General features: G+C 43.6%; 16 protein-coding genes, 3 tRNA genes, 3 rRNA genes, 1 other RNA gene and 1 other annotated feature (1 of these 24 running past the window's edge). Of the genes, 18 read left to right on the top strand and 5 right to left on the bottom strand.

The window, feature by feature from the left end; translation table 11 throughout:
• The first annotated feature begins 27 nt into the window (after nt 1-27).
• Nucleotides 28-143: ribosomal RNA gene (gene rrf, locus AC0OMA_RS00105) — 5S ribosomal RNA — on the top strand.
• 39 nt (nt 144-182) lie between these two features.
• Here the strand turns inward: rrf and AC0OMA_RS00110 are convergent.
• Nucleotides 183-1,130: a YaaC family protein gene (locus AC0OMA_RS00110; protein ID WP_474221804.1), complete on the bottom strand. Its 948-nt coding sequence runs from the start codon at nt 1,128-1,130 to the stop codon at nt 183-185.
• Between the two features lie 120 nt (nt 1,131-1,250).
• Here AC0OMA_RS00110 and guaB point away from each other — a divergent pair, with 120 nt between their 5' ends.
• From guaB to AC0OMA_RS00140, 6 genes are all read left to right on the top strand, one after another.
• Nucleotides 1,251-2,717: an IMP dehydrogenase gene (guaB, locus tag AC0OMA_RS00115; protein ID WP_003226803.1), complete on the top strand. Its 1,467-nt coding sequence runs from the start codon at nt 1,251-1,253 to the stop codon at nt 2,715-2,717.
• Nucleotides 2,718-2,869: 152 nt separating this feature from the next.
• Complete coding sequence (dacA, locus tag AC0OMA_RS00120; RefSeq protein WP_015482683.1) at nt 2,870-4,201, top strand: D-alanyl-D-alanine carboxypeptidase; 1,332 nt, start codon at nt 2,870-2,872, stop codon at nt 4,199-4,201.
• A gap of 196 nt (nt 4,202-4,397) precedes the next feature.
• Nucleotides 4,398-5,282, top strand: coding sequence for a pyridoxal 5'-phosphate synthase lyase subunit PdxS (gene pdxS, locus AC0OMA_RS00125; protein ID WP_003247145.1), 885 nt, complete (start codon nt 4,398-4,400; stop codon nt 5,280-5,282).
• A gap of 21 nt (nt 5,283-5,303) precedes the next feature.
• Nucleotides 5,304-5,894: a pyridoxal 5'-phosphate synthase glutaminase subunit PdxT gene (pdxT, locus tag AC0OMA_RS00130; RefSeq protein WP_003226797.1), complete on the top strand. Its 591-nt coding sequence runs from the start codon at nt 5,304-5,306 to the stop codon at nt 5,892-5,894.
• 52 nt (nt 5,895-5,946) lie between these two features.
• Nucleotides 5,947-6,159 (top strand) — a binding site (T-box leader).
• A gap of 56 nt (nt 6,160-6,215) precedes the next feature.
• A complete protein-coding gene (serS, locus tag AC0OMA_RS00135; RefSeq protein WP_003247131.1) occupies nt 6,216-7,493 on the top strand; it encodes a serine--tRNA ligase in 1,278 nt (425 codons plus the stop codon).
• 134 nt (nt 7,494-7,627) lie between these two features.
• Nucleotides 7,628-7,720, top strand: a tRNA-Ser gene (locus AC0OMA_RS00140).
• A 111-nt stretch (nt 7,721-7,831) separates the two neighbouring features.
• Here AC0OMA_RS00140 and dck read toward each other — a convergent pair.
• From dck to AC0OMA_RS00160, 4 genes are all read right to left on the bottom strand, one after another.
• On the bottom strand, nt 7,832-8,485 hold the full coding sequence (gene dck, locus AC0OMA_RS00145) for a deoxyadenosine/deoxycytidine kinase (protein ID WP_015382547.1): 654 nt from the start codon (nt 8,483-8,485) through the stop codon (nt 7,832-7,834).
• Nucleotides 8,482-9,105 carry a deoxyguanosine kinase gene (gene dgk / locus AC0OMA_RS00150; RefSeq protein WP_003226790.1) on the bottom strand — a complete coding sequence of 208 codons (624 nt, stop codon included), beginning with the start codon at nt 9,103-9,105 and terminating at the stop codon, nt 8,482-8,484. Before dgk ends, dck begins: the two co-directional genes overlap by 4 nt.
• A 98-nt stretch (nt 9,106-9,203) precedes the next feature.
• Nucleotides 9,204-10,487 carry a LysM peptidoglycan-binding domain-containing protein gene (locus AC0OMA_RS00155; RefSeq protein WP_015382548.1) on the bottom strand — a complete coding sequence of 428 codons (1,284 nt, stop codon included), beginning with the start codon at nt 10,485-10,487 and terminating at the stop codon, nt 9,204-9,206.
• Nucleotides 10,488-10,556: 69 nt separating this feature from the next.
• Nucleotides 10,557-11,102, bottom strand: coding sequence for a cysteine hydrolase family protein (locus AC0OMA_RS00160; protein WP_003226786.1), 546 nt, complete (start codon nt 11,100-11,102; stop codon nt 10,557-10,559).
• Between the two features lie 85 nt (nt 11,103-11,187).
• On the opposite strand from AC0OMA_RS00160, the gene tadA reads away from it, so the two are divergent.
• The 11 genes from tadA to AC0OMA_RS00215 form a co-directional block, all read left to right on the top strand.
• A complete protein-coding gene (tadA, locus tag AC0OMA_RS00165; protein ID WP_015482684.1) occupies nt 11,188-11,673 on the top strand; it encodes a tRNA adenosine(34) deaminase TadA in 486 nt (161 codons plus the stop codon).
• A gap of 82 nt (nt 11,674-11,755) precedes the next feature.
• An RNA gene (ffs, locus tag AC0OMA_RS00170) (signal recognition particle sRNA large type) lies at nt 11,756-12,020 on the top strand.
• 129 nt (nt 12,021-12,149) lie between these two features.
• A complete protein-coding gene (gene dnaX, locus AC0OMA_RS00175; protein WP_015482685.1) occupies nt 12,150-13,841 on the top strand; it encodes a DNA polymerase III subunit gamma/tau in 1,692 nt (563 codons plus the stop codon).
• Between the two features lie 23 nt (nt 13,842-13,864).
• On the top strand, nt 13,865-14,188 hold the full coding sequence (locus AC0OMA_RS00180) for a YbaB/EbfC family nucleoid-associated protein (RefSeq protein ID WP_003225427.1): 324 nt from the start codon (nt 13,865-13,867) through the stop codon (nt 14,186-14,188).
• Nucleotides 14,189-14,202: 14 nt separating this feature from the next.
• Nucleotides 14,203-14,799 carry a recombination protein RecR gene (recR, locus tag AC0OMA_RS00185; RefSeq protein WP_003225425.1) on the top strand — a complete coding sequence of 199 codons (597 nt, stop codon included), beginning with the start codon at nt 14,203-14,205 and terminating at the stop codon, nt 14,797-14,799.
• Between the two features lie 17 nt (nt 14,800-14,816).
• Nucleotides 14,817-15,041 (top strand): YaaL family protein, encoded by a 225-nt coding sequence (locus AC0OMA_RS00190; RefSeq protein ID WP_003242387.1) that lies wholly within the window; start codon nt 14,817-14,819, stop codon nt 15,039-15,041.
• 66 nt (nt 15,042-15,107) lie between these two features.
• Nucleotides 15,108-15,371, top strand: a complete 264-nt coding sequence (gene bofA / locus AC0OMA_RS00195) for a sigma-K factor-processing regulator BofA (protein WP_015382553.1) — start codon at nt 15,108-15,110, stop codon at nt 15,369-15,371.
• Nucleotides 15,372-15,615: 244 nt separating this feature from the next.
• Nucleotides 15,616-17,165 (top strand): 16S ribosomal RNA (locus AC0OMA_RS00200).
• A gap of 102 nt (nt 17,166-17,267) precedes the next feature.
• Nucleotides 17,268-17,344: transfer RNA gene (locus tag AC0OMA_RS00205), tRNA-Ile, on the top strand.
• Between the two features lie 11 nt (nt 17,345-17,355).
• Nucleotides 17,356-17,431, top strand: a tRNA-Ala gene (locus tag AC0OMA_RS00210).
• 81 nt (nt 17,432-17,512) lie between these two features.
• Nucleotides 17,513-18,309, top strand: a 23S ribosomal RNA gene (locus tag AC0OMA_RS00215); it runs 2,131 nt beyond the window's last position.
• Together the 16S and 23S rRNA genes with 2 tRNA genes alongside form the textbook arrangement of a ribosomal RNA operon.

The following is an 18,309-nucleotide window of genomic DNA, read 5'->3' on the forward strand; positions in this document are numbered from 1 at the left end:
TAGTTTTGAGAGAACACTCTCAATTTGTTTGGTGGCGATAGCGAAGAGGTCACACCCGTTCCCATACCGAACACGGAAGTTAAGCTCTTCAGCGCCGATGGTAGTCGGGGGTTTCCCCCTGTGAGAGTAGGACGCCGCCAAGCAAGCTTAAACCCAGCTCATTGAGCTGGGTTTTTTGTTTGTTAAAAATGAAGAAGAAACTGTGAAGCGTATTTAGGGAATTTCTTTTCTGTTACTAATAAAAACTGCTGAATTAACACGTAGTCATCACTTATATGCTGTGTTAATAACTCATACCACCATTCTGTTTCATACCTTGCAATCATCCCAACGTTGTACAAAATCAAATAATGAATTGTCATTTCGGGAAGCCGAAGAAATTGCTCCCTTTGAGAAGGGATATAATATTGGTTCTTTTCCATGTCAAACAATAAGCTGGTCGATGTCCATGGCTCCTTGTCTTGTGGCGAAACTTCGAACAGCAGCCCGTGTTCATTTTTTTTTGTAAAAGACCATTGATAATGATGGGACATGTATTCAGCAAACCTTGAATCAGACATTTTGTAATTGATTACTACTTCCTCCGGTACAAAAATTTCGTTCTTATCCTTCTCAACTATTGTCATAAATCGTTCTTTCTGCTGAAAGTAGAAAATATCGCTAAGTTCTGGAATGGCCATTAATAATTTTTTCATGGTATACCGTTCATCTACTATATCCGATTGTCCGAATAAATGTTTCATAAAATGTAAGCATAGGCCATTCCGTTGTATTTTCACTTCATCATCGCTAAAACAATAGTTTTGTTTCTTTCGTTTTCTTGTTGTTACACCATGTGCCAGTACTGATGTATGGCTTGGATAATGAGGATCACGTGTAATTAAGCATGCTTTGATAAGCTGTGCCATTCCATAAAATAAAAGAATCGGTTTGATTTCTAAGGGAGAATATGCGGCTTGTTTATAAAACGATTCGGCATGCTTTAAGAAATAAATAAACCGTTCACTGTTTTTAAAAGAGTTTTTTTTCGCATCGTCAATACCGTTTAAGGTATAAACCTTTTCTAGAAATTTCTGGGTTGATTCGACGGAGTAAAATAGCGCTAAGTCTTTCCACTCATGATATGCCATGTATATTTCTTAATCCTTTCCGTTATCTAAATATTTCAACTCTTTCCCGCTTCCTTGACATGCTCTTGGCTAGTTGATAATCTACATATAATATTTTGCCGAAAAGAGGGGGATTTACTAATGTGGGAAAGTAAATTTTCAAAAGAAGGCTTAACGTTCGACGATGTGCTGCTTGTGCCAGCAAAGTCTGAGGTACTTCCGCGTGATGTGGATTTATCTGTAGAACTTACAAAAACGTTAAAGCTAAATATTCCTGTCATCAGCGCAGGTATGGACACAGTAACAGAATCAGCAATGGCAATTGCAATGGCAAGACAGGGCGGCTTGGGCATCATTCACAAAAATATGTCCATTGAACAGCAGGCTGAACAAGTTGATAAAGTAAAGCGTTCTGAGCGCGGCGTTATCACAAATCCCTTCTTTTTAACTCCTGATCACCAAGTATTTGATGCGGAGCATTTGATGGGGAAATACAGAATTTCCGGTGTTCCGATTGTAAATAACGAAGAAGACCAGAAGCTTGTTGGAATTATTACAAACCGTGACCTTCGTTTTATTTCTGACTACTCAATGAAAATCAGCGATGTCATGACGAAAGAAGAGCTAGTTACTGCATCTGTAGGAACTACTCTGGATGAAGCTGAAAAGATTTTGCAGAAACATAAAATTGAAAAGCTTCCTCTCGTAGATGACCAGAATAAATTAAAAGGTCTTATCACAATTAAAGACATTGAAAAAGTCATTGAGTTTCCGAACTCATCTAAAGACATTCACGGCCGCCTGATCGTTGGCGCGGCAGTTGGTGTAACTGGCGATACAATGACTCGCGTCAAAAAGCTTGTTGAAGCCAACGTTGATGTGATTGTTATCGATACAGCTCACGGACACTCTCAAGGCGTTTTAAACACAGTCACAAAAATCCGTGAAACGTATCCAGAATTAAACATTATTGCTGGGAACGTAGCAACAGCTGAAGCGACAAGAGCGCTTATCGAAGCTGGAGCAGACGTTGTCAAAGTTGGAATAGGGCCTGGTTCAATTTGTACTACACGTGTTGTAGCCGGCGTCGGTGTTCCACAAATTACAGCAATTTATGATTGTGCGACTGAAGCAAGAAAACACGGCAAAACAATCATAGCCGACGGTGGGATTAAATTCTCTGGCGATATCACTAAAGCATTGGCAGCCGGCGGACATGCTGTTATGCTCGGAAGCTTGCTTGCAGGCACCTCAGAAAGCCCTGGTGAAACTGAAATCTACCAAGGCAGAAGATTTAAGGTATACCGCGGCATGGGATCAGTTGCTGCAATGGAAAAAGGAAGTAAAGACCGTTACTTCCAAGAAGAAAACAAAAAATTTGTTCCAGAAGGAATTGAAGGACGCACACCTTACAAAGGACCAGTTGAAGAAACCGTTTATCAGCTAGTCGGAGGCCTTCGTTCTGGTATGGGGTATTGCGGGTCCAAAGATCTGCGTGCGCTAAGAGAAGAAGCTCAGTTCATTCGCATGACTGGCGCAGGACTTCGCGAAAGCCATCCGCATGACGTACAGATTACAAAAGAATCACCTAACTATACAATTTCATAATAAATTGTTACAAATTAAAAACATTTGACAGGGTCTCTGACTCTGTCTATTTTTTTTATACTGATTATGATAAAATTTATACTGTTGTGCATTGAAAATGTCCTTAACGGCTTAATTATAGATGAAGAAAATGAAATACGGAGGTCGTACGATTGAACATCAAGAAATGTAAACAGCTACTGATGTCATTGGTTGTGTTAACTCTAGCTGTCACGTGTCTGGCTCCAATGTCAAAAGCAAAAGCAGCCAGCGATCCAATTGATATCAATGCATCTGCTGCTATTATGATCGAAGCTTCTTCAGGTAAAATTCTTTACAGTAAAAATGCAGATAAGAGACTGCCAATTGCGAGTATGACAAAAATGATGACAGAGTATCTGTTATTAGAGGCAATTGATCAAGGTAAAGTGAAATGGGACCAAACCTATACGCCTGATGACTATGTGTATGAAATTTCCCAAGATAACAGCTTATCAAACGTTCCTCTTCGGAAAGACGGGAAATACACAGTAAAAGAATTATATCAAGCTACAGCAATTTATTCTGCAAATGCTGCTGCTATTGCGATTGCAGAAATCGTTGCAGGTTCTGAAACTAAGTTTGTTGAAAAAATGAATGCAAAAGCAAAAGAACTAGGCTTAACAGATTACAAATTTGTTAACGCAACAGGTCTTGAAAACAAAGATCTTCACGGGCATCAGCCTGAGGGGACAAGCGTAAATGAAGAAAGTGAAGTTTCTGCAAAGGATATGGCGATACTTGCGGATCACTTGATTACTGACTACCCTGAGATACTGGAGACTTCCAGTATCGCCAAAACGAAATTCAGAGAAGGCACCGATGATGAAATGGACATGCCGAACTGGAATTTTATGCTGAAGGGGCTTGTCAGCGAGTATAAAAAAGCGACTGTAGACGGACTGAAAACAGGTTCTACTGACTCTGCGGGTTCATGCTTTACAGGAACAGCTGAACGCAACGGTATGCGTGTCATCACTGTTGTTTTAAACGCAAAGGGCAACCTTCATACAGGCCGTTTCGATGAAACGAAAAAAATGTTTGATTATGCTTTCGACAATTTCTCCATGAAAGAAATTTATGCTGAAGGCGATCAAGTAAAAGGCCATAAAACAATTTCAGTTGATAAGGGTAAAGAGAAAGAAGTAGGCATTGTGACAAACAAGGCGTTCTCTCTTCCTGTCAAAAATGGTGAAGAAAAGAATTACAAAGCGAAGGTCACACTGAATAAAGACAACTTAACTGCTCCTGTGAAAAAAGGAACCAAGGTTGGGAAGCTGACTGCGGAATACACAGGTGATGAAAAGGATTACGGATTCCTTAACAGCGATCTGGCTGGCGTAGACCTTGTTACAAAAGAAAATGTAGAAAAAGCAAACTGGTTTGTTTTGACAATGCGCAGTATCGGCGGATTTTTTGCCGGAATTTGGGGAAGCATTGTTGATACGGTAACCGGCTGGTTTTAATCAATTGAAAGAGCTCTGATGGATGTTAGGGCTCTTTCGCGTAATATACTGAAAAAACTCAATTTTTAATAAAAAATGATTTTCAAAGCGCTAAAAACCGAATAAAATAGTATATATCCATATGAATTATTGGATTTCTAGGATACAATAAGGATTAGAAATCATATAACTATACCTTGATTAGGGGGACCAAGAAATGGCTCAAACAGGTACTGAACGTGTAAAACGCGGAATGGCAGAAATGCAAAAAGGCGGCGTCATCATGGACGTCATCAATGCGGAACAAGCGAAAATCGCTGAAGAAGCTGGAGCTGTCGCTGTAATGGCGCTAGAACGTGTGCCAGCAGATATTCGCGCGGCTGGAGGAGTTGCCCGTATGGCTGACCCTACAATCGTGGAAGAAGTAATGAATGCAGTATCTATCCCGGTAATGGCAAAAGCGCGTATCGGACATATTGTTGAAGCGCGTGTGCTTGAAGCTATGGGTGTTGACTATATTGATGAAAGTGAAGTTCTGACGCCGGCTGACGAAGAATTTCATTTAAATAAAAATGAATACACAGTTCCTTTTGTCTGTGGCTGCCGTGATCTTGGTGAAGCAACACGCCGTATTGCGGAAGGTGCTTCTATGCTTCGCACAAAAGGTGAGCCTGGAACAGGTAATATTGTTGAGGCTGTTCGCCATATGCGCAAAGTTAACGCTCAAGTGCGCAAAGTAGTTGCGATGAGTGAGGATGAACTAATGACAGAAGCGAAAAATCTAGGTGCTCCTTACGAGCTTCTTCTTCAAATTAAAAAAGACGGCAAGCTTCCTGTCGTTAACTTTGCCGCTGGCGGCGTAGCAACTCCAGCTGATGCTGCTCTCATGATGCAGCTCGGTGCTGACGGAGTATTTGTTGGTTCTGGTATTTTCAAATCAGACAACCCTGCTAAATTTGCGAAAGCAATTGTGGAAGCAACAACTCACTTTACTGATTACAAATTGATCGCTGAGCTGTCAAAAGAGCTTGGTACTGCAATGAAAGGGATTGAAATCTCAAACTTACTTCCAGAACAGCGTATGCAAGAACGCGGCTGGTAAGAACATAGGAGCGCTGCTGACATGTTAACAATAGGTGTACTAGGACTTCAAGGAGCAGTTAGAGAGCACATCCATGCGATTGAAGCATGCGGCGCGGCTGGTCTTGTCGTAAAACGTCCGGAGCAGCTGAACGAAGTTGACGGGTTGATTTTGCCGGGCGGTGAGAGCACGACGATGCGCCGTTTGATCGATACGTATCAATTCATGGAGCCGCTTCGTGAATTCGCTGCTCAGGGCAAACCGATGTTTGGAACATGTGCCGGATTAATTATATTAGCAAAAGAAATTGCCGGTTCAGATAATCCTCATTTAGGTCTTCTGAATGTGGTTGTAGAACGTAATTCATTTGGCCGGCAGGTTGACAGCTTTGAAGCTGATTTAACAATTAAAGGCTTGGACGAGCCTTTTACAGGGGTATTCATCCGTGCGCCGCATATTTTAGAAGCTGGTGAAAATGTTGAAGTTTTATCGGAGCATAATGGTCGTATTGTAGCCGCGAAACAGGGGCAATTCCTTGGCTGCTCATTCCATCCGGAGCTGACAGAAGATCACCGAGTGACACAGCTGTTTGTTGAAATGGTTGAGGAATATAAGCAGAAGGCACTTGTATAAAACAGTTGAAAGCTGTGGAAACTTATAGTACATTATAAGCACAAATAAAGATCGAAAAGCGTTGATAGGAACTAGTAGGGAGCCTCTCTTTCTAAGAGAGCCGATGGTTGGTGCGAATCGGTGAAAGATGCTGTCTGAATCCATCCTTGAGCGAAATGCTGAAACAAGTAGGCATTTACGGGATAACCGTTATGTTTGAAAGTGGAAAACGAGTCTTTGATTTGTTTTCAATCAGGGTGGCAACGCGAGAGCTCTCGTCCCTTTATGGGGATGAGGGCTCTTTTTATTTTCGACAAATCAATAAAAAAAGGAGTGTTTCGCATGCTTGATACGAAAATGCTGAGAGCAAATTTTCAAGAAATTAAAGCAAAGCTTGTACACAAAGGCGAAGACTTAACTGATTTTGATAAGTTTGAGGCGCTGGATGATAGACGAAGAGAGCTTATCGGCAAGGTTGAAGAGTTAAAAGGAAAACGAAATGAAGTTTCTCAGCAGGTTGCTGTGCTGAAGCGTGAGAAAAAAGACGCGGATCACATTATTAAAGAAATGCGTGAAGTCGGCGAGGAAATTAAAAAGCTTGATGAAGAATTACGGACAGTGGAAGCTGAGCTTGATACAATCCTTCTCTCAATCCCGAATATTCCGCATGAGTCTGTACCTGTCGGTGAAACAGAAGACGACAACGTAGAAGTGCGTAAATGGGGTGAAAAGCCTTCATTTGCTTATGAGCCGAAGCCGCACTGGGATATTGCGGATGAGCTGGGTATTCTGGATTTTGAACGTGCTGCCAAAGTAACAGGAAGCCGTTTCGTGTTCTATAAAGGCTTAGGTGCTCGTCTGGAGCGTGCGCTTTATAACTTTATGCTTGATCTGCATGTGGATGAGTATAACTACACTGAAGTGATCCCGCCATATATGGTAAACCGCGCAAGCATGACGGGAACGGGGCAGCTTCCTAAATTTGAAGAGGATGCATTTAAAATCAGGGAAGAAGATTATTTCTTAATTCCAACGGCGGAAGTGCCGATTACAAACATGCATCGCGATGAAATCCTTTCAGGTGACAGCCTGCCGATCAACTATGCGGCATTCAGTGCTTGCTTCCGTTCTGAAGCTGGTTCAGCAGGACGTGACACACGCGGATTAATTCGTCAGCACCAATTTAATAAAGTTGAGCTTGTAAAGTTTGTGAAGCCTGAAGATTCTTATGAAGAATTAGAGAAGCTTACAAACCAAGCAGAACGGGTTCTTCAGTTGCTTGAGCTTCCATACCGTGTCATGAGCATGTGTACGGGTGACTTAGGCTTTACGGCTGCGAAAAAATACGATATCGAAGTTTGGATTCCGAGCCAAGACACATATCGAGAAATTTCTTCTTGCAGCAACTTCGAAGCGTTCCAGGCGAGACGTGCGAATATTCGTTTCAGACGTGAAGCGAAAGGCAAGCCTGAGCACGTACACACACTGAACGGTTCAGGACTGGCGGTTGGAAGAACAGTTGCCGCTATATTAGAAAATTATCAGCAGGAAGACGGAAGCGTTGTGATTCCGAAAGTGCTTCGTCCTTATATGGGGAATAGAGAAGTAATGAAACCGTAAATTATGGAAAGGCGTGCCTGACAAGGTGCGCCTTTTTGCTTATGTAAACACGGCATTTTCATAAAAACAAAAAAAGTTTTTAAAAATGCTTGACCACACAAGAACATACGTGATATAGTAAGTCTTGTCGATACGGAGGAATACCCAAGTCCGGCTGAAGGGATCGGTCTTGAAAACCGACAGGGGTGTCAAAGCCCGCGGGGGTTCGAATCCCTCTTCCTCCGCCATATTGATTTTAATTCTAATGAAACACAAGCATATATTGGAGATTGTTTTGTCCGTTGCATTCGGTGCGGCGGATTTTTTATTTTAAAGAAAAAGTGAATCTCGACTGAGATTCACTTTTTTTGATTATCATGAATAACTGAAGCAATTTGATCTACAATATTTTCAATCGAGTTTTCATCGTTCAGCAGATCATAATCTTCAATGCGAAGTTTTAAAACAGGGCAGGCATTAAAACCGCTTATCCAGTTCTCGTAGCGTGCATGCATTTCTTCCCAATAAGACCTGCTTGTCTGAAGCTCCATCTCACGGCCGCGTTGTTCAATCCGGTTTAAAATGTTCTCCAGATCTCCTTCTAAATAGATCAACACATCTGGGTGTGGGAAATACGGTGTCATTACCATTGCTTCGAAAAGGCTTGTGTAAGTCTTATAATCAACCTTTGACATTGTCCCTTTGTCAGCATGCATTTTTGCGAAAATTCCTGTATCTTCATAAATCGAACGATCCTGTACAAAACCTCCGCCGGCTTCAAAAATTGTTTTCTGTTCTTTGAAGCGTTCAGCTAAGAAATAAATTTGAAGGTGAAAGCTCCAACGTTCAAAATCATGATAGAACTTTTCCAAGTATGGATTATGATCGACTTCCTCCAAAGATGTTTTAAATCCAAGCCGTTTGGCTAAAGTTTTTGTTAAAGTCGATTTTCCGACACCTACTGTTCCTGCTACTGTAATAATTGAATTCTTAGGGATATGATGTTCCTTCATACGATAAGCTCCTTTACATGGGCGGCAATGCGTTCAAAGTCGCTCTTATTCAAAACGAAATCCTTTGAATCACCATCTACGGTTAACACTGTAAGTTCAGGGTCTGCTTCCTGCAGCTGCTTGATGGCGACTTCATAATCTGAAATCAGCTGCTCCAAATAGCTAGTTTCAATTTTTTTCTCAAAGGGGCGCCCGCGTTTTTCAATGCGGTGTAGCAACGTAGGCAGACTGGCCTTTATGTAAATGATGAAATTCGGCTTTGGCAGATCATCCGTTAGCAGGTGATATATCTTTTTGTATTTTTCCAGCTGATGTGGAGACAAGGTGCGTTCCGCAAAAATCACATTTTTATAAATATGATAATCAGCTATTACAGGCTGTCCCTTTTTTAAAAAGTGATCACTGGTGTCTTCAAGCTGTTTGTATCTGTGACAAAGAAAAAACATCTCGAGCTGGAAGCTCCATTCCTCTATATTGTCATAAAACTTATCAAGGTACGGGTTATCCTCTACAATCTCATTGATCATAGGGAATCCGAATTCTTGTGAGAGCATCGTTGCGAGAGTTGTTTTTCCTGCCCCGATAGGACCTTCTATTGCAATAAAAGGGGCTGTATTCATCGGAATCCTCCTTATATCTGAAAAACGTGCGTCAGTTACCGACCTTCATATTGTATCACAACCCTTGGGTGCCCCCATGAAAAAAAGACGTTTCCAAATTATCGAAACGTCTTTTTGACAACATTAAATTGATCAGACAGCAGCAGCCAGTTTTGCGGAAAGGAAAGACCCAGCTTCCAATAGCTGATGCCTCTTAAATTCAGCTCTTTAATCAGATTGAATTTTGCTTGAATCGAGCGGGCATCCTCGAACCATACCTCGTGTCTTCTGTTTTCTGCATCAGTATAGCGGAAGAAAGGGGCCTGAGCGGTTTGGTCATACTGAATTTCTGCATTGTTTTGATCGGCAATGACAATGGCTTGTTGAGGGCTTATTGCTCTTGCCGGAGTTCCGCCAGCTGTGTATGGCAGTGTCCAGTCATACCCATATAAATTCTGGCCCATGACAATTTTATTCGCAGGCATTTCAGTCAAAGCATATTCTATGACATCCCGAACAGGCCCGATTGGAGAAACAGCTTGAGCCGGCCCGCCGCTATAGCCCCATTCATATGTCATGAGAACAACAAAGTCGACGATTTGGCCATGGGCTCTGTAATCATGGGCTTCGTACCATCTGCCCTGCTGTGTTGCGCTTGTTTTTGGGGCAAGCGCCGTAGAAATTTCTAAGCCTTCTCGATGGAAAAGATCCCTTGCTTCGCGGAGAAATTGGTTATAGGCTTCTCTATCCTCAGGCCGCAAATATTCAAAGTCAAAATGAATATCATAGAAACCATATCTTTTTGCATTCTCGACTATTTCATTTAAAAGTCTTCTTTTTACAGTATCGTCGTTCAAAAGGATCCGGCCGAGTTCATCGCTGAATGCCTGGTTTTCTAGGTTCGTTATAATCATCATCAATGCCGTGTTTTGATTCTCTGTAATGCTCCTTAAATTCGTTAAAGGCGGTGCGACTAAGGTTCCGTTACGCTGTGCCTGGAAGCTGAATGCGCCAAGGTACGTTAAGTAGGGTGACGCTTCTCTGGCCGCCTGCTGGAGATTTTCGCTGACTTGATTTCCTCGGGGCTCCAAATAAGCATTTGATTCGATGTCTCGTTTAGGAGCTGGTGGGATGTATAAACGGAAACCAATCTGAAGCACGGTATTTAACTGGATGCGGTTAACCCTTGCGAGCTCGGCTGCTGTTGTATTGAACTGCCGGGCGATGGATGTCAGGGTATCACCTCGCTTCACATCATAGAACTGGCCAGCTATTGGAATGACAATGGTTTGTCCGACAACAAGGCTGTCGGGATTCGGTATTTCATTCGATTCAGTGATCTCACTTACGGTTGTTCTGTATTGTGAAGCGATAGCAGAAAGAGTGTCGCCTTGTTTTACCACATAAATTTGAATGAAAAACGCCTCCTTTCATATCGCTATCAATGTATGAAAGAAAAGCGCTGATCATGTTTATTTTTCTGTAATTTGTTCTTCCGTCGTAATTTCTGCGAAAAGAACATTCTCCATCATAGTTAAGGCGAATTCGTTATCTTCGTCACTGTTTGACGCGATACAGTCCTTAGGAATCGTGATGCTGTATTCCCTCATATAAGCGTCATTAGCAGTAAACAGCACACATATATTGCCGGCTATACCTGTTAAGATAATATGTCTCACCTGCAACTCAGTAAGAAGGGTGTGAAGTGCAGTTTCGTAGAAAGCGGAATGTTTTGGTTTGATTAAAAAATAATCAGCATCTTCCGGAGCTATCTTTGTGATGATATCCTTGCTTCTTTCATTTGTGCATTCTTGCTGAATGTTTTTAATGTCAGCTTGCCAAAGTCCATAATGATCATTGATGTAAATAATCGGCCATTCATTTTGTCTCGCGTGCTCCTTTAATGATAAAATATGAGGAACGATTTTTTCTGTTTTTTTAGCGAGGGTTTCTCCCATATCGAATTCAAAATTATTGATCATGTCTACAATGAGAAGGGCTGTATCTGCTTTGGACAATCGACAGTCTCCTTTCCGTTTCAGTTATAGTTAATATGTAGCCTTTTTAGGCAATGAAAAAACTTTGAAAAGAGAGCTTATCCTTATGACACAAGATGAACTTTATATGAAAGAAGCAATTAAAGAAGCGAAAAAGGCTGAAGAGAAAGGTGAAGTGCCGATAGGTGCGGTGCTTGTCGTTAATGATGAAATTATAGCGCGTGCACATAATTTAAGAGAGACTGAGCAGCGATCTATTGCCCATGCAGAAATGCTCGTGATTGATGAAGCGTGTAAGGCACTGGGAACATGGCGGCTGGAAGGTGCGACTCTTTATGTGACGCTTGAGCCTTGTCCAATGTGTGCTGGTGCAGTCGTACTTTCTCGAGTGGAAAAAGTGGTTTTTGGCGCATTTGATCCGAAAGGCGGCTGTTCAGGCACGCTAATGAACCTTCTTCAGGAGGATCGCTTTAATCATCAGGCTGAAGTGGTGAGCGGTGTGCTTGAAGAAGAATGCGGCGGTATGCTCAGTGCGTTTTTCAGAGAACTAAGAAAAAAGAAGAAAGCCGCCAGGAAAAACTTGTCTGAATAGTACGGTTGCAATTTTTAGGGGAAACAGATATACTTAAGTGTGCATCGTAATAGATGCAACATAAAATTTGATATTTATTTTGCCGTGCTAAGCGGGGAGGTAGCGGTGCCCTGTACCTGCAATCCGCTCTAGCAGGGCCGAATCCCTTCTCGAGGTTCGTTTACTTTAAGGCCTGCCTTAAGTAAGTGGTGTTGACGTTTGGGTCCTGCGCAATGGGAATTCATGAACCATGTCAGGTCCGGAAGGAAGCAGCATTAAGTGAAACCTCTCATGTGCCGCAGGGTTGCCTGGGCCGAGCTAACTGCTTAAGTAACGCTTAGGGTAGCGAATCGACAGAAGGTGCACGGTAAATCAATCATCAAATTTTCAGACTCACCTAACATTAGGTGAGTTTTTTGTTATGTAAAAAGAGCTTTTGGAATCGAAACAAGGTTCATGTATAATGGGAATGATGAATAACGGAGGAGGGCAAACCCGTGAGTTACCAAGCTTTATATCGAGTATTCAGGCCTCAGCGCTTTGAAGATGTGGTCGGACAAGAACACATTACAAAAACGCTGCAAAATGCCCTTTTGCAAAAAAAGTTTTCTCACGCCTATCTGTTTTCCGGGCCTAGAGGAACCGGAAAAACCAGTGCAGCCAAAATATTTGCTAAGGCTGTCAACTGTGAACATGCTCCTGTTGATGAGCCATGCAACGAATGTGCGGCCTGTAAAGGGATAACAAACGGGTCAATATCCGATGTCATAGAAATTGACGCCGCTTCTAATAACGGTGTTGATGAGATTCGTGACATTCGCGATAAAGTGAAGTTTGCCCCATCGGCCGTCACATATAAGGTATATATCATAGATGAGGTGCATATGCTTTCTATCGGCGCTTTTAATGCATTACTAAAAACATTAGAAGAGCCGCCTGAGCATTGTATTTTCATATTAGCAACAACTGAACCGCACAAAATTCCTTTAACCATTATCTCTAGATGTCAGCGTTTTGACTTTAAACGAATTACCTCCCAAGCGATTGTAGGCCGCATGAATAAAATTGTTGATGCTGAACAGCTGCAAGTGGAGGAAGGATCGCTGGAAATCATTGCGAGTGCTGCAGACGGAGGGATGAGGGATGCCCTGAGCCTTCTTGATCAGGCCATATCATTCAGCGGCGATATCCTGAAAGTCGAAGATGCGCTTTTAATTACGGGTGCTGTTTCTCAATTATATATCGGGAAGCTTGCACAATCCCTGCATGATAAAAACGTTTCTGACGCACTGGAAACATTAAATGAATTGCTTCAGCAAGGAAAAGATCCAGCTAAGCTGATAGAAGATATGATTTTCTATTTCAGGGACATGCTGCTGTACAAGACAGCCCCTGGCTTAGAGGGAGTGCTTGAGAAAGTAAAAGTCGATGAAACGTTCCGGGAACTAAGTGAACAAATTCCGGCTCAGGCCCTATATGAAATGATTGAAATTCTGAACAAGAGCCATCAGGAAATGAAATGGACAAATCATCCGCGTATCTTTTTCGAAGTGGCCGTTGTGAAGATTTGCCAAACCTCACATCAATCTGCTGCTGATCTCCCGGAAGTGGATATGCTGATGAAAAAAATCCAGCAGCTCGAACAGGAAGTAGAGCGGCTCAAAACAACGGGCATAAAAGCAGCTGCGGAAAGCCCGAAAAAAGAAGCGCCGCGTGTGCCAAAGGGCGGGAAATCCAATTACAAAGCGCCAGTAGGCAGAATTCATGAGATTTTGAAGGAAGCCACAAGACCGGATCTTGATCTGCTCAGAAACAGTTGGGGCAAGCTTCTTGCTCATCTCAAACAGCAAAACAAAGTATCACATGCCGCTTTGCTGAATGACAGTGAACCTGTGGCTGCCGGATCGGCGGCATTTGTTCTGAAATTCAAATATGAAATTCATTGTAAAATGGTCGCTGAGGATAACAACGGAGTCCGGACTAATCTTGAGCAGATTTTAGAATCGATGCTCGGAAAAAGAATGGATTTGATTGGCGTTCCAGAAGCACAATGGGGTAAAATAAGAGAAGAATTTTTAGAAGATCATCAGCAGGAAAATGAAGGATCAAATGAACCGGCTGAAGAAGACCCGCTTATTGCCGAAGCGAAAAAGCTTGTTGGAGCGGATCTAATTGAAATAAAAGACTAACAAAATGAAAGAGAGTGAATGCTATGCGTGGCGGAATGGGTAATATGCAAAAAATGATGAAACAAATGCAAAAAATGCAAAAGGACATGGCGAAGGCTCAAGAAGAGCTTGCAGAAAAGGTTGTTGAAGGAACTGCAGGCGGCGGTATGGTAACAGTAAAAGCAAACGGCCAAAAAGAAATCCTGGATGTTATCATCAAAGAAGAAGTCGTTGATCCTGAAGATATTGATATGCTTCAAGATTTAGTGCTTGCTGCAACGAATGAAGCTTTGAAAAAAGTTGACGAAATCACAAACGAAACAATGGGTCAATTTACAAAGGGAATGAACATGCCAGGTTTATTCTAGGGGGATAAAAGAACATGCAATATCCTGAACCAATATCAAAGCTGATTGACAGCTTTATGAAATTGCCAGGGATCGGACCGAAAACAGCGGTTCGTCTGGCTTTTTTTGTTCTAGGTATGAAAGAAGATGTAGTATTAGATTTTGCGAAAGCATTAGTAAATGCGAAACGCAACCTGACATATTGTTCAGTTTGCGGGCATATTACAGACCAGGACCCTTGCTATATATGTGAAGATACGCGCAGGGATAAGTCTGTTATCTGTGTTGTGCAAGACCCTAAGGATGTTATCGCTATGGAGAAAATGAAGGAATACAACGGACAGTATCACGTTCTTCACGGCGCTATTTCTCCAATGGACGGCATCGGACCGGAGGATATTAAAATACCAGAATTGTTAAAACGATTACAGGATGATCAAGTGACAGAAGTGATTCTCGCGACAAACCCTAATATAGAAGGGGAAGCAACGGCGATGTATATATCTAGGCTCCTCAAGCCGTCTGGTATTAAGCTCTCCCGTATTGCCCACGGACTGCCCGTCGGCGGTGACTTGGAATATGCTGACGAGGTCACTCTTTCTAAAGCACTTGAAGGAAGACGTGAATTGTAAGGAGGAAAAAGCGATCCATGGGTTTTCTTCGCAAGAAAACATTAAGAAGAGAGTTTGATGAAAAACTAACCGAGCAGCTTTTTAAGCAAAAGGAAGAGTGGAACAGGCAAAAAAAGCTGGTTGAAAAAAGCTTAGAACCGTCTGCTGAAGTGTTATACGAACTGAAAGTAGCTGAAGCGAAGTATTTTTTTTACTTAAGGGAAGCGAAGCAGCGAAATTTAAAAATCAGCCGGTGGAAGTAAGTGGTCTAAACTCCTGGATCTTCTCATAAGCTTGTACTAGAACAAGCGAAGGAGATGAGAAGATTCATGGAGCCTATTTTTATTATTGGGATTATTTTAGGACTGGTTATTCTTCTTTTTTTATCAGGTTCAGCTGCAAAGCCTTTAAAGTGGATGGGCATCACAGCTGTTAAATTTGTGGCAGGTGCTTTGCTGCTGGTTTGTGTAAATATGTTTGGCGGCAGTCTTGGCATTCATGTGCCGATTAATCTGGTTACAACAGCTATCAGCGGAATTTTAGGGGTACCCGGAATAGCTGCGTTAGTCGTTATTAAGCAATTTATCATTTAATTGATATTATGTATTGACTTAGATAATTGAAGGTGTTATTCTAATATACGTCGCTGATGACGAACAGCTTTTTCGAAAAGAAAATGTTAAAAAGTTATTGACAGTAGCGGCGGTAAATGTTATGATAATAAAGTCGCTTAAACGAGCGGTAAACAAAGTTCTTTGAAAACTAAACAAGACAAAACGTACCTGTTAATTCATTTTTATAAATCGCACAGCGATGTGCGTAGTCAGTCAAACTACTTTATCGGAGAGTTTGATCCTGGCTCAGGACGAACGCTGGCGGCGTGCCTAATACATGCAAGTCGAGCGGACAGATGGGAGCTTGCTCCCTGATGTTAGCGGCGGACGGGTGAGTAACACGTGGGTAACCTGCCTGTAAGACTGGGATAACTCCGGGAAACCGGGGCTAATACCGGATGGTTGTTTGAACCGCATGGTTCAAACATAAAAGGTGGCTTCGGCTACCACTTACAGATGGACCCGCGGCGCATTAGCTAGTTGGTGAGGTAACGGCTCACCAAGGCAACGATGCGTAGCCGACCTGAGAGGGTGATCGGCCACACTGGGACTGAGACACGGCCCAGACTCCTACGGGAGGCAGCAGTAGGGAATCTTCCGCAATGGACGAAAGTCTGACGGAGCAACGCCGCGTGAGTGATGAAGGTTTTCGGATCGTAAAGCTCTGTTGTTAGGGAAGAACAAGTACCGTTCGAATAGGGCGGTACCTTGACGGTACCTAACCAGAAAGCCACGGCTAACTACGTGCCAGCAGCCGCGGTAATACGTAGGTGGCAAGCGTTGTCCGGAATTATTGGGCGTAAAGGGCTCGCAGGCGGTTTCTTAAGTCTGATGTGAAAGCCCCCGGCTCAACCGGGGAGGGTCATTGGAAACTGGGGAACTTGAGTGCAGAAGAGGAGAGTGGAATTCCACGTGTAGCGGTGAAATGCGTAGAGATGTGGAGGAACACCAGTGGCGAAGGCGACTCTCTGGTCTGTAACTGACGCTGAGGAGCGAAAGCGTGGGGAGCGAACAGGATTAGATACCCTGGTAGTCCACGCCGTAAACGATGAGTGCTAAGTGTTAGGGGGTTTCCGCCCCTTAGTGCTGCAGCTAACGCATTAAGCACTCCGCCTGGGGAGTACGGTCGCAAGACTGAAACTCAAAGGAATTGACGGGGGCCCGCACAAGCGGTGGAGCATGTGGTTTAATTCGAAGCAACGCGAAGAACCTTACCAGGTCTTGACATCCTCTGACAATCCTAGAGATAGGACGTCCCCTTCGGGGGCAGAGTGACAGGTGGTGCATGGTTGTCGTCAGCTCGTGTCGTGAGATGTTGGGTTAAGTCCCGCAACGAGCGCAACCCTTGATCTTAGTTGCCAGCATTCAGTTGGGCACTCTAAGGTGACTGCCGGTGACAAACCGGAGGAAGGTGGGGATGACGTCAAATCATCATGCCCCTTATGACCTGGGCTACACACGTGCTACAATGGACAGAACAAAGGGCAGCGAAACCGCGAGGTTAAGCCAATCCCACAAATCTGTTCTCAGTTCGGATCGCAGTCTGCAACTCGACTGCGTGAAGCTGGAATCGCTAGTAATCGCGGATCAGCATGCCGCGGTGAATACGTTCCCGGGCCTTGTACACACCGCCCGTCACACCACGAGAGTTTGTAACACCCGAAGTCGGTGAGGTAACCTTTTAGGAGCCAGCCGCCGAAGGTGGGACAGATGATTGGGGTGAAGTCGTAACAAGGTAGCCGTATCGGAAGGTGCGGCTGGATCACCTCCTTTCTAAGGATATTATACGGAATATAAGACCTTGGGTCTTATAAACAGAACGTTCCCTGTCTTGTTTAGTTTTGAAGGAACTTTGTTCCTTGAATAAGTTAAGATGGGCCTGTAGCTCAGCTGGTTAGAGCGCACGCCTGATAAGCGTGAGGTCGGTGGTTCGAGTCCACTCAGGCCCACCATCTTATATAACGGGGCCTTAGCTCAGCTGGGAGAGCGCCTGCTTTGCACGCAGGAGGTCAGCGGTTCGATCCCGCTAGGCTCCACCAACGTGTTCTTTGAAAACTAGATAACAGTAGACATCACATTCAATTAGTAATACAAGATATCACATAGTGATTCTTTTTAACGGTTAAGTTAGAAAGGGCGCACGGTGGATGCCTTGGCACTAGGAGCCGATGAAGGACGGGACGAACACCGATATGCTTCGGGGAGCTGTAAGCAAGCTTTGATCCGGAGATTTCCGAATGGGGAAACCCACCACTCGTAATGGAGTGGTATCCATATCTGAATTCATAGGATATGAGAAGGCAGACCCGGGGAACTGAAACATCTAAGTACCCGGAGGAAGAGAAAGCAAATGCGATTCCCTGAGTAGCGGCGAGCGAAACGGGATTAGCCCAAACCAAGAGGCTTGCCTCTTGGGGTTGTAGGACACTCTGTACGGAGTTACAAAAGAACGAGGTAGATGAAGAGGTCTGGAAAGGCCCGCCATAGGAGGTAACAGCCCTGTAGTCAAAACTTCGTTCTCTCCTGAGTGGATCCTGAGTACGGCGGAACACGTGAAATTCCGTCGGAATCCGGGAGGACCATCTCCCAAGGCTAAATACTCCCTAGTGACCGATAGTGAACCAGTACCGTGAGGGAAAGGTGAAAAGCACCCCGGAAGGGGAGTGAAAGAGATCCTGAAACCGTGTGCCTACAAGTAGTCAGAGCCCGTTAACGGGTGATGGCGTGCCTTTTGTAGAATGAACCGGCGAGTTACGATCCCGTGCAAGGTTAAGCAGAAGATGCGGAGCCGCAGCGAAAGCGAGTCTGAATAGGGCGCATGAGTACGTGGTCGTAGACCCGAAACCAGGTGATCTACCCATGTCCAGGGTGAAGTTCAGGTAACACTGAATGGAGGCCCGAACCCACGCACGTTGAA

It is taken from the genome of Bacillus sp. AMCV2 (assembly GCF_056033925.1).

Excerpts from the sequence above, each read along its gene's own strand:
- AC0OMA_RS00110 (WP_474221804.1), bottom strand. The coding sequence starts at position 1,130 with ATGGCATATCATGAGTGGAAAGACTTAGCGCTATTTTACTCCGTCGAA.
- guaB (WP_003226803.1), top strand. The coding sequence starts at position 1,251 with ATGTGGGAAAGTAAATTTTCAAAAGAAGGCTTAACGTTCGACGATGTG.
- pdxS (WP_003247145.1), top strand. The coding sequence starts at position 4,398 with ATGGCTCAAACAGGTACTGAACGTGTAAAACGCGGAATGGCAGAAATG.
- pdxT (WP_003226797.1), top strand. The coding sequence starts at position 5,304 with ATGTTAACAATAGGTGTACTAGGACTTCAAGGAGCAGTTAGAGAGCAC.
- serS (WP_003247131.1), top strand. The coding sequence starts at position 6,216 with ATGCTTGATACGAAAATGCTGAGAGCAAATTTTCAAGAAATTAAAGCA.
- dck (WP_015382547.1), bottom strand. The coding sequence starts at position 8,485 with ATGAAGGAACATCATATCCCTAAGAATTCAATTATTACAGTAGCAGGA.
- dgk (WP_003226790.1), bottom strand. The coding sequence starts at position 9,105 with ATGAATACAGCCCCTTTTATTGCAATAGAAGGTCCTATCGGGGCAGGA.
- tadA (WP_015482684.1), top strand. The coding sequence starts at position 11,188 with ATGACACAAGATGAACTTTATATGAAAGAAGCAATTAAAGAAGCGAAA.
- AC0OMA_RS00180 (WP_003225427.1), top strand. The coding sequence starts at position 13,865 with ATGCGTGGCGGAATGGGTAATATGCAAAAAATGATGAAACAAATGCAA.
- recR (WP_003225425.1), top strand. The coding sequence starts at position 14,203 with ATGCAATATCCTGAACCAATATCAAAGCTGATTGACAGCTTTATGAAA.
- AC0OMA_RS00190 (WP_003242387.1), top strand. The coding sequence starts at position 14,817 with ATGGGTTTTCTTCGCAAGAAAACATTAAGAAGAGAGTTTGATGAAAAA.
- bofA (WP_015382553.1), top strand. The coding sequence starts at position 15,108 with ATGGAGCCTATTTTTATTATTGGGATTATTTTAGGACTGGTTATTCTT.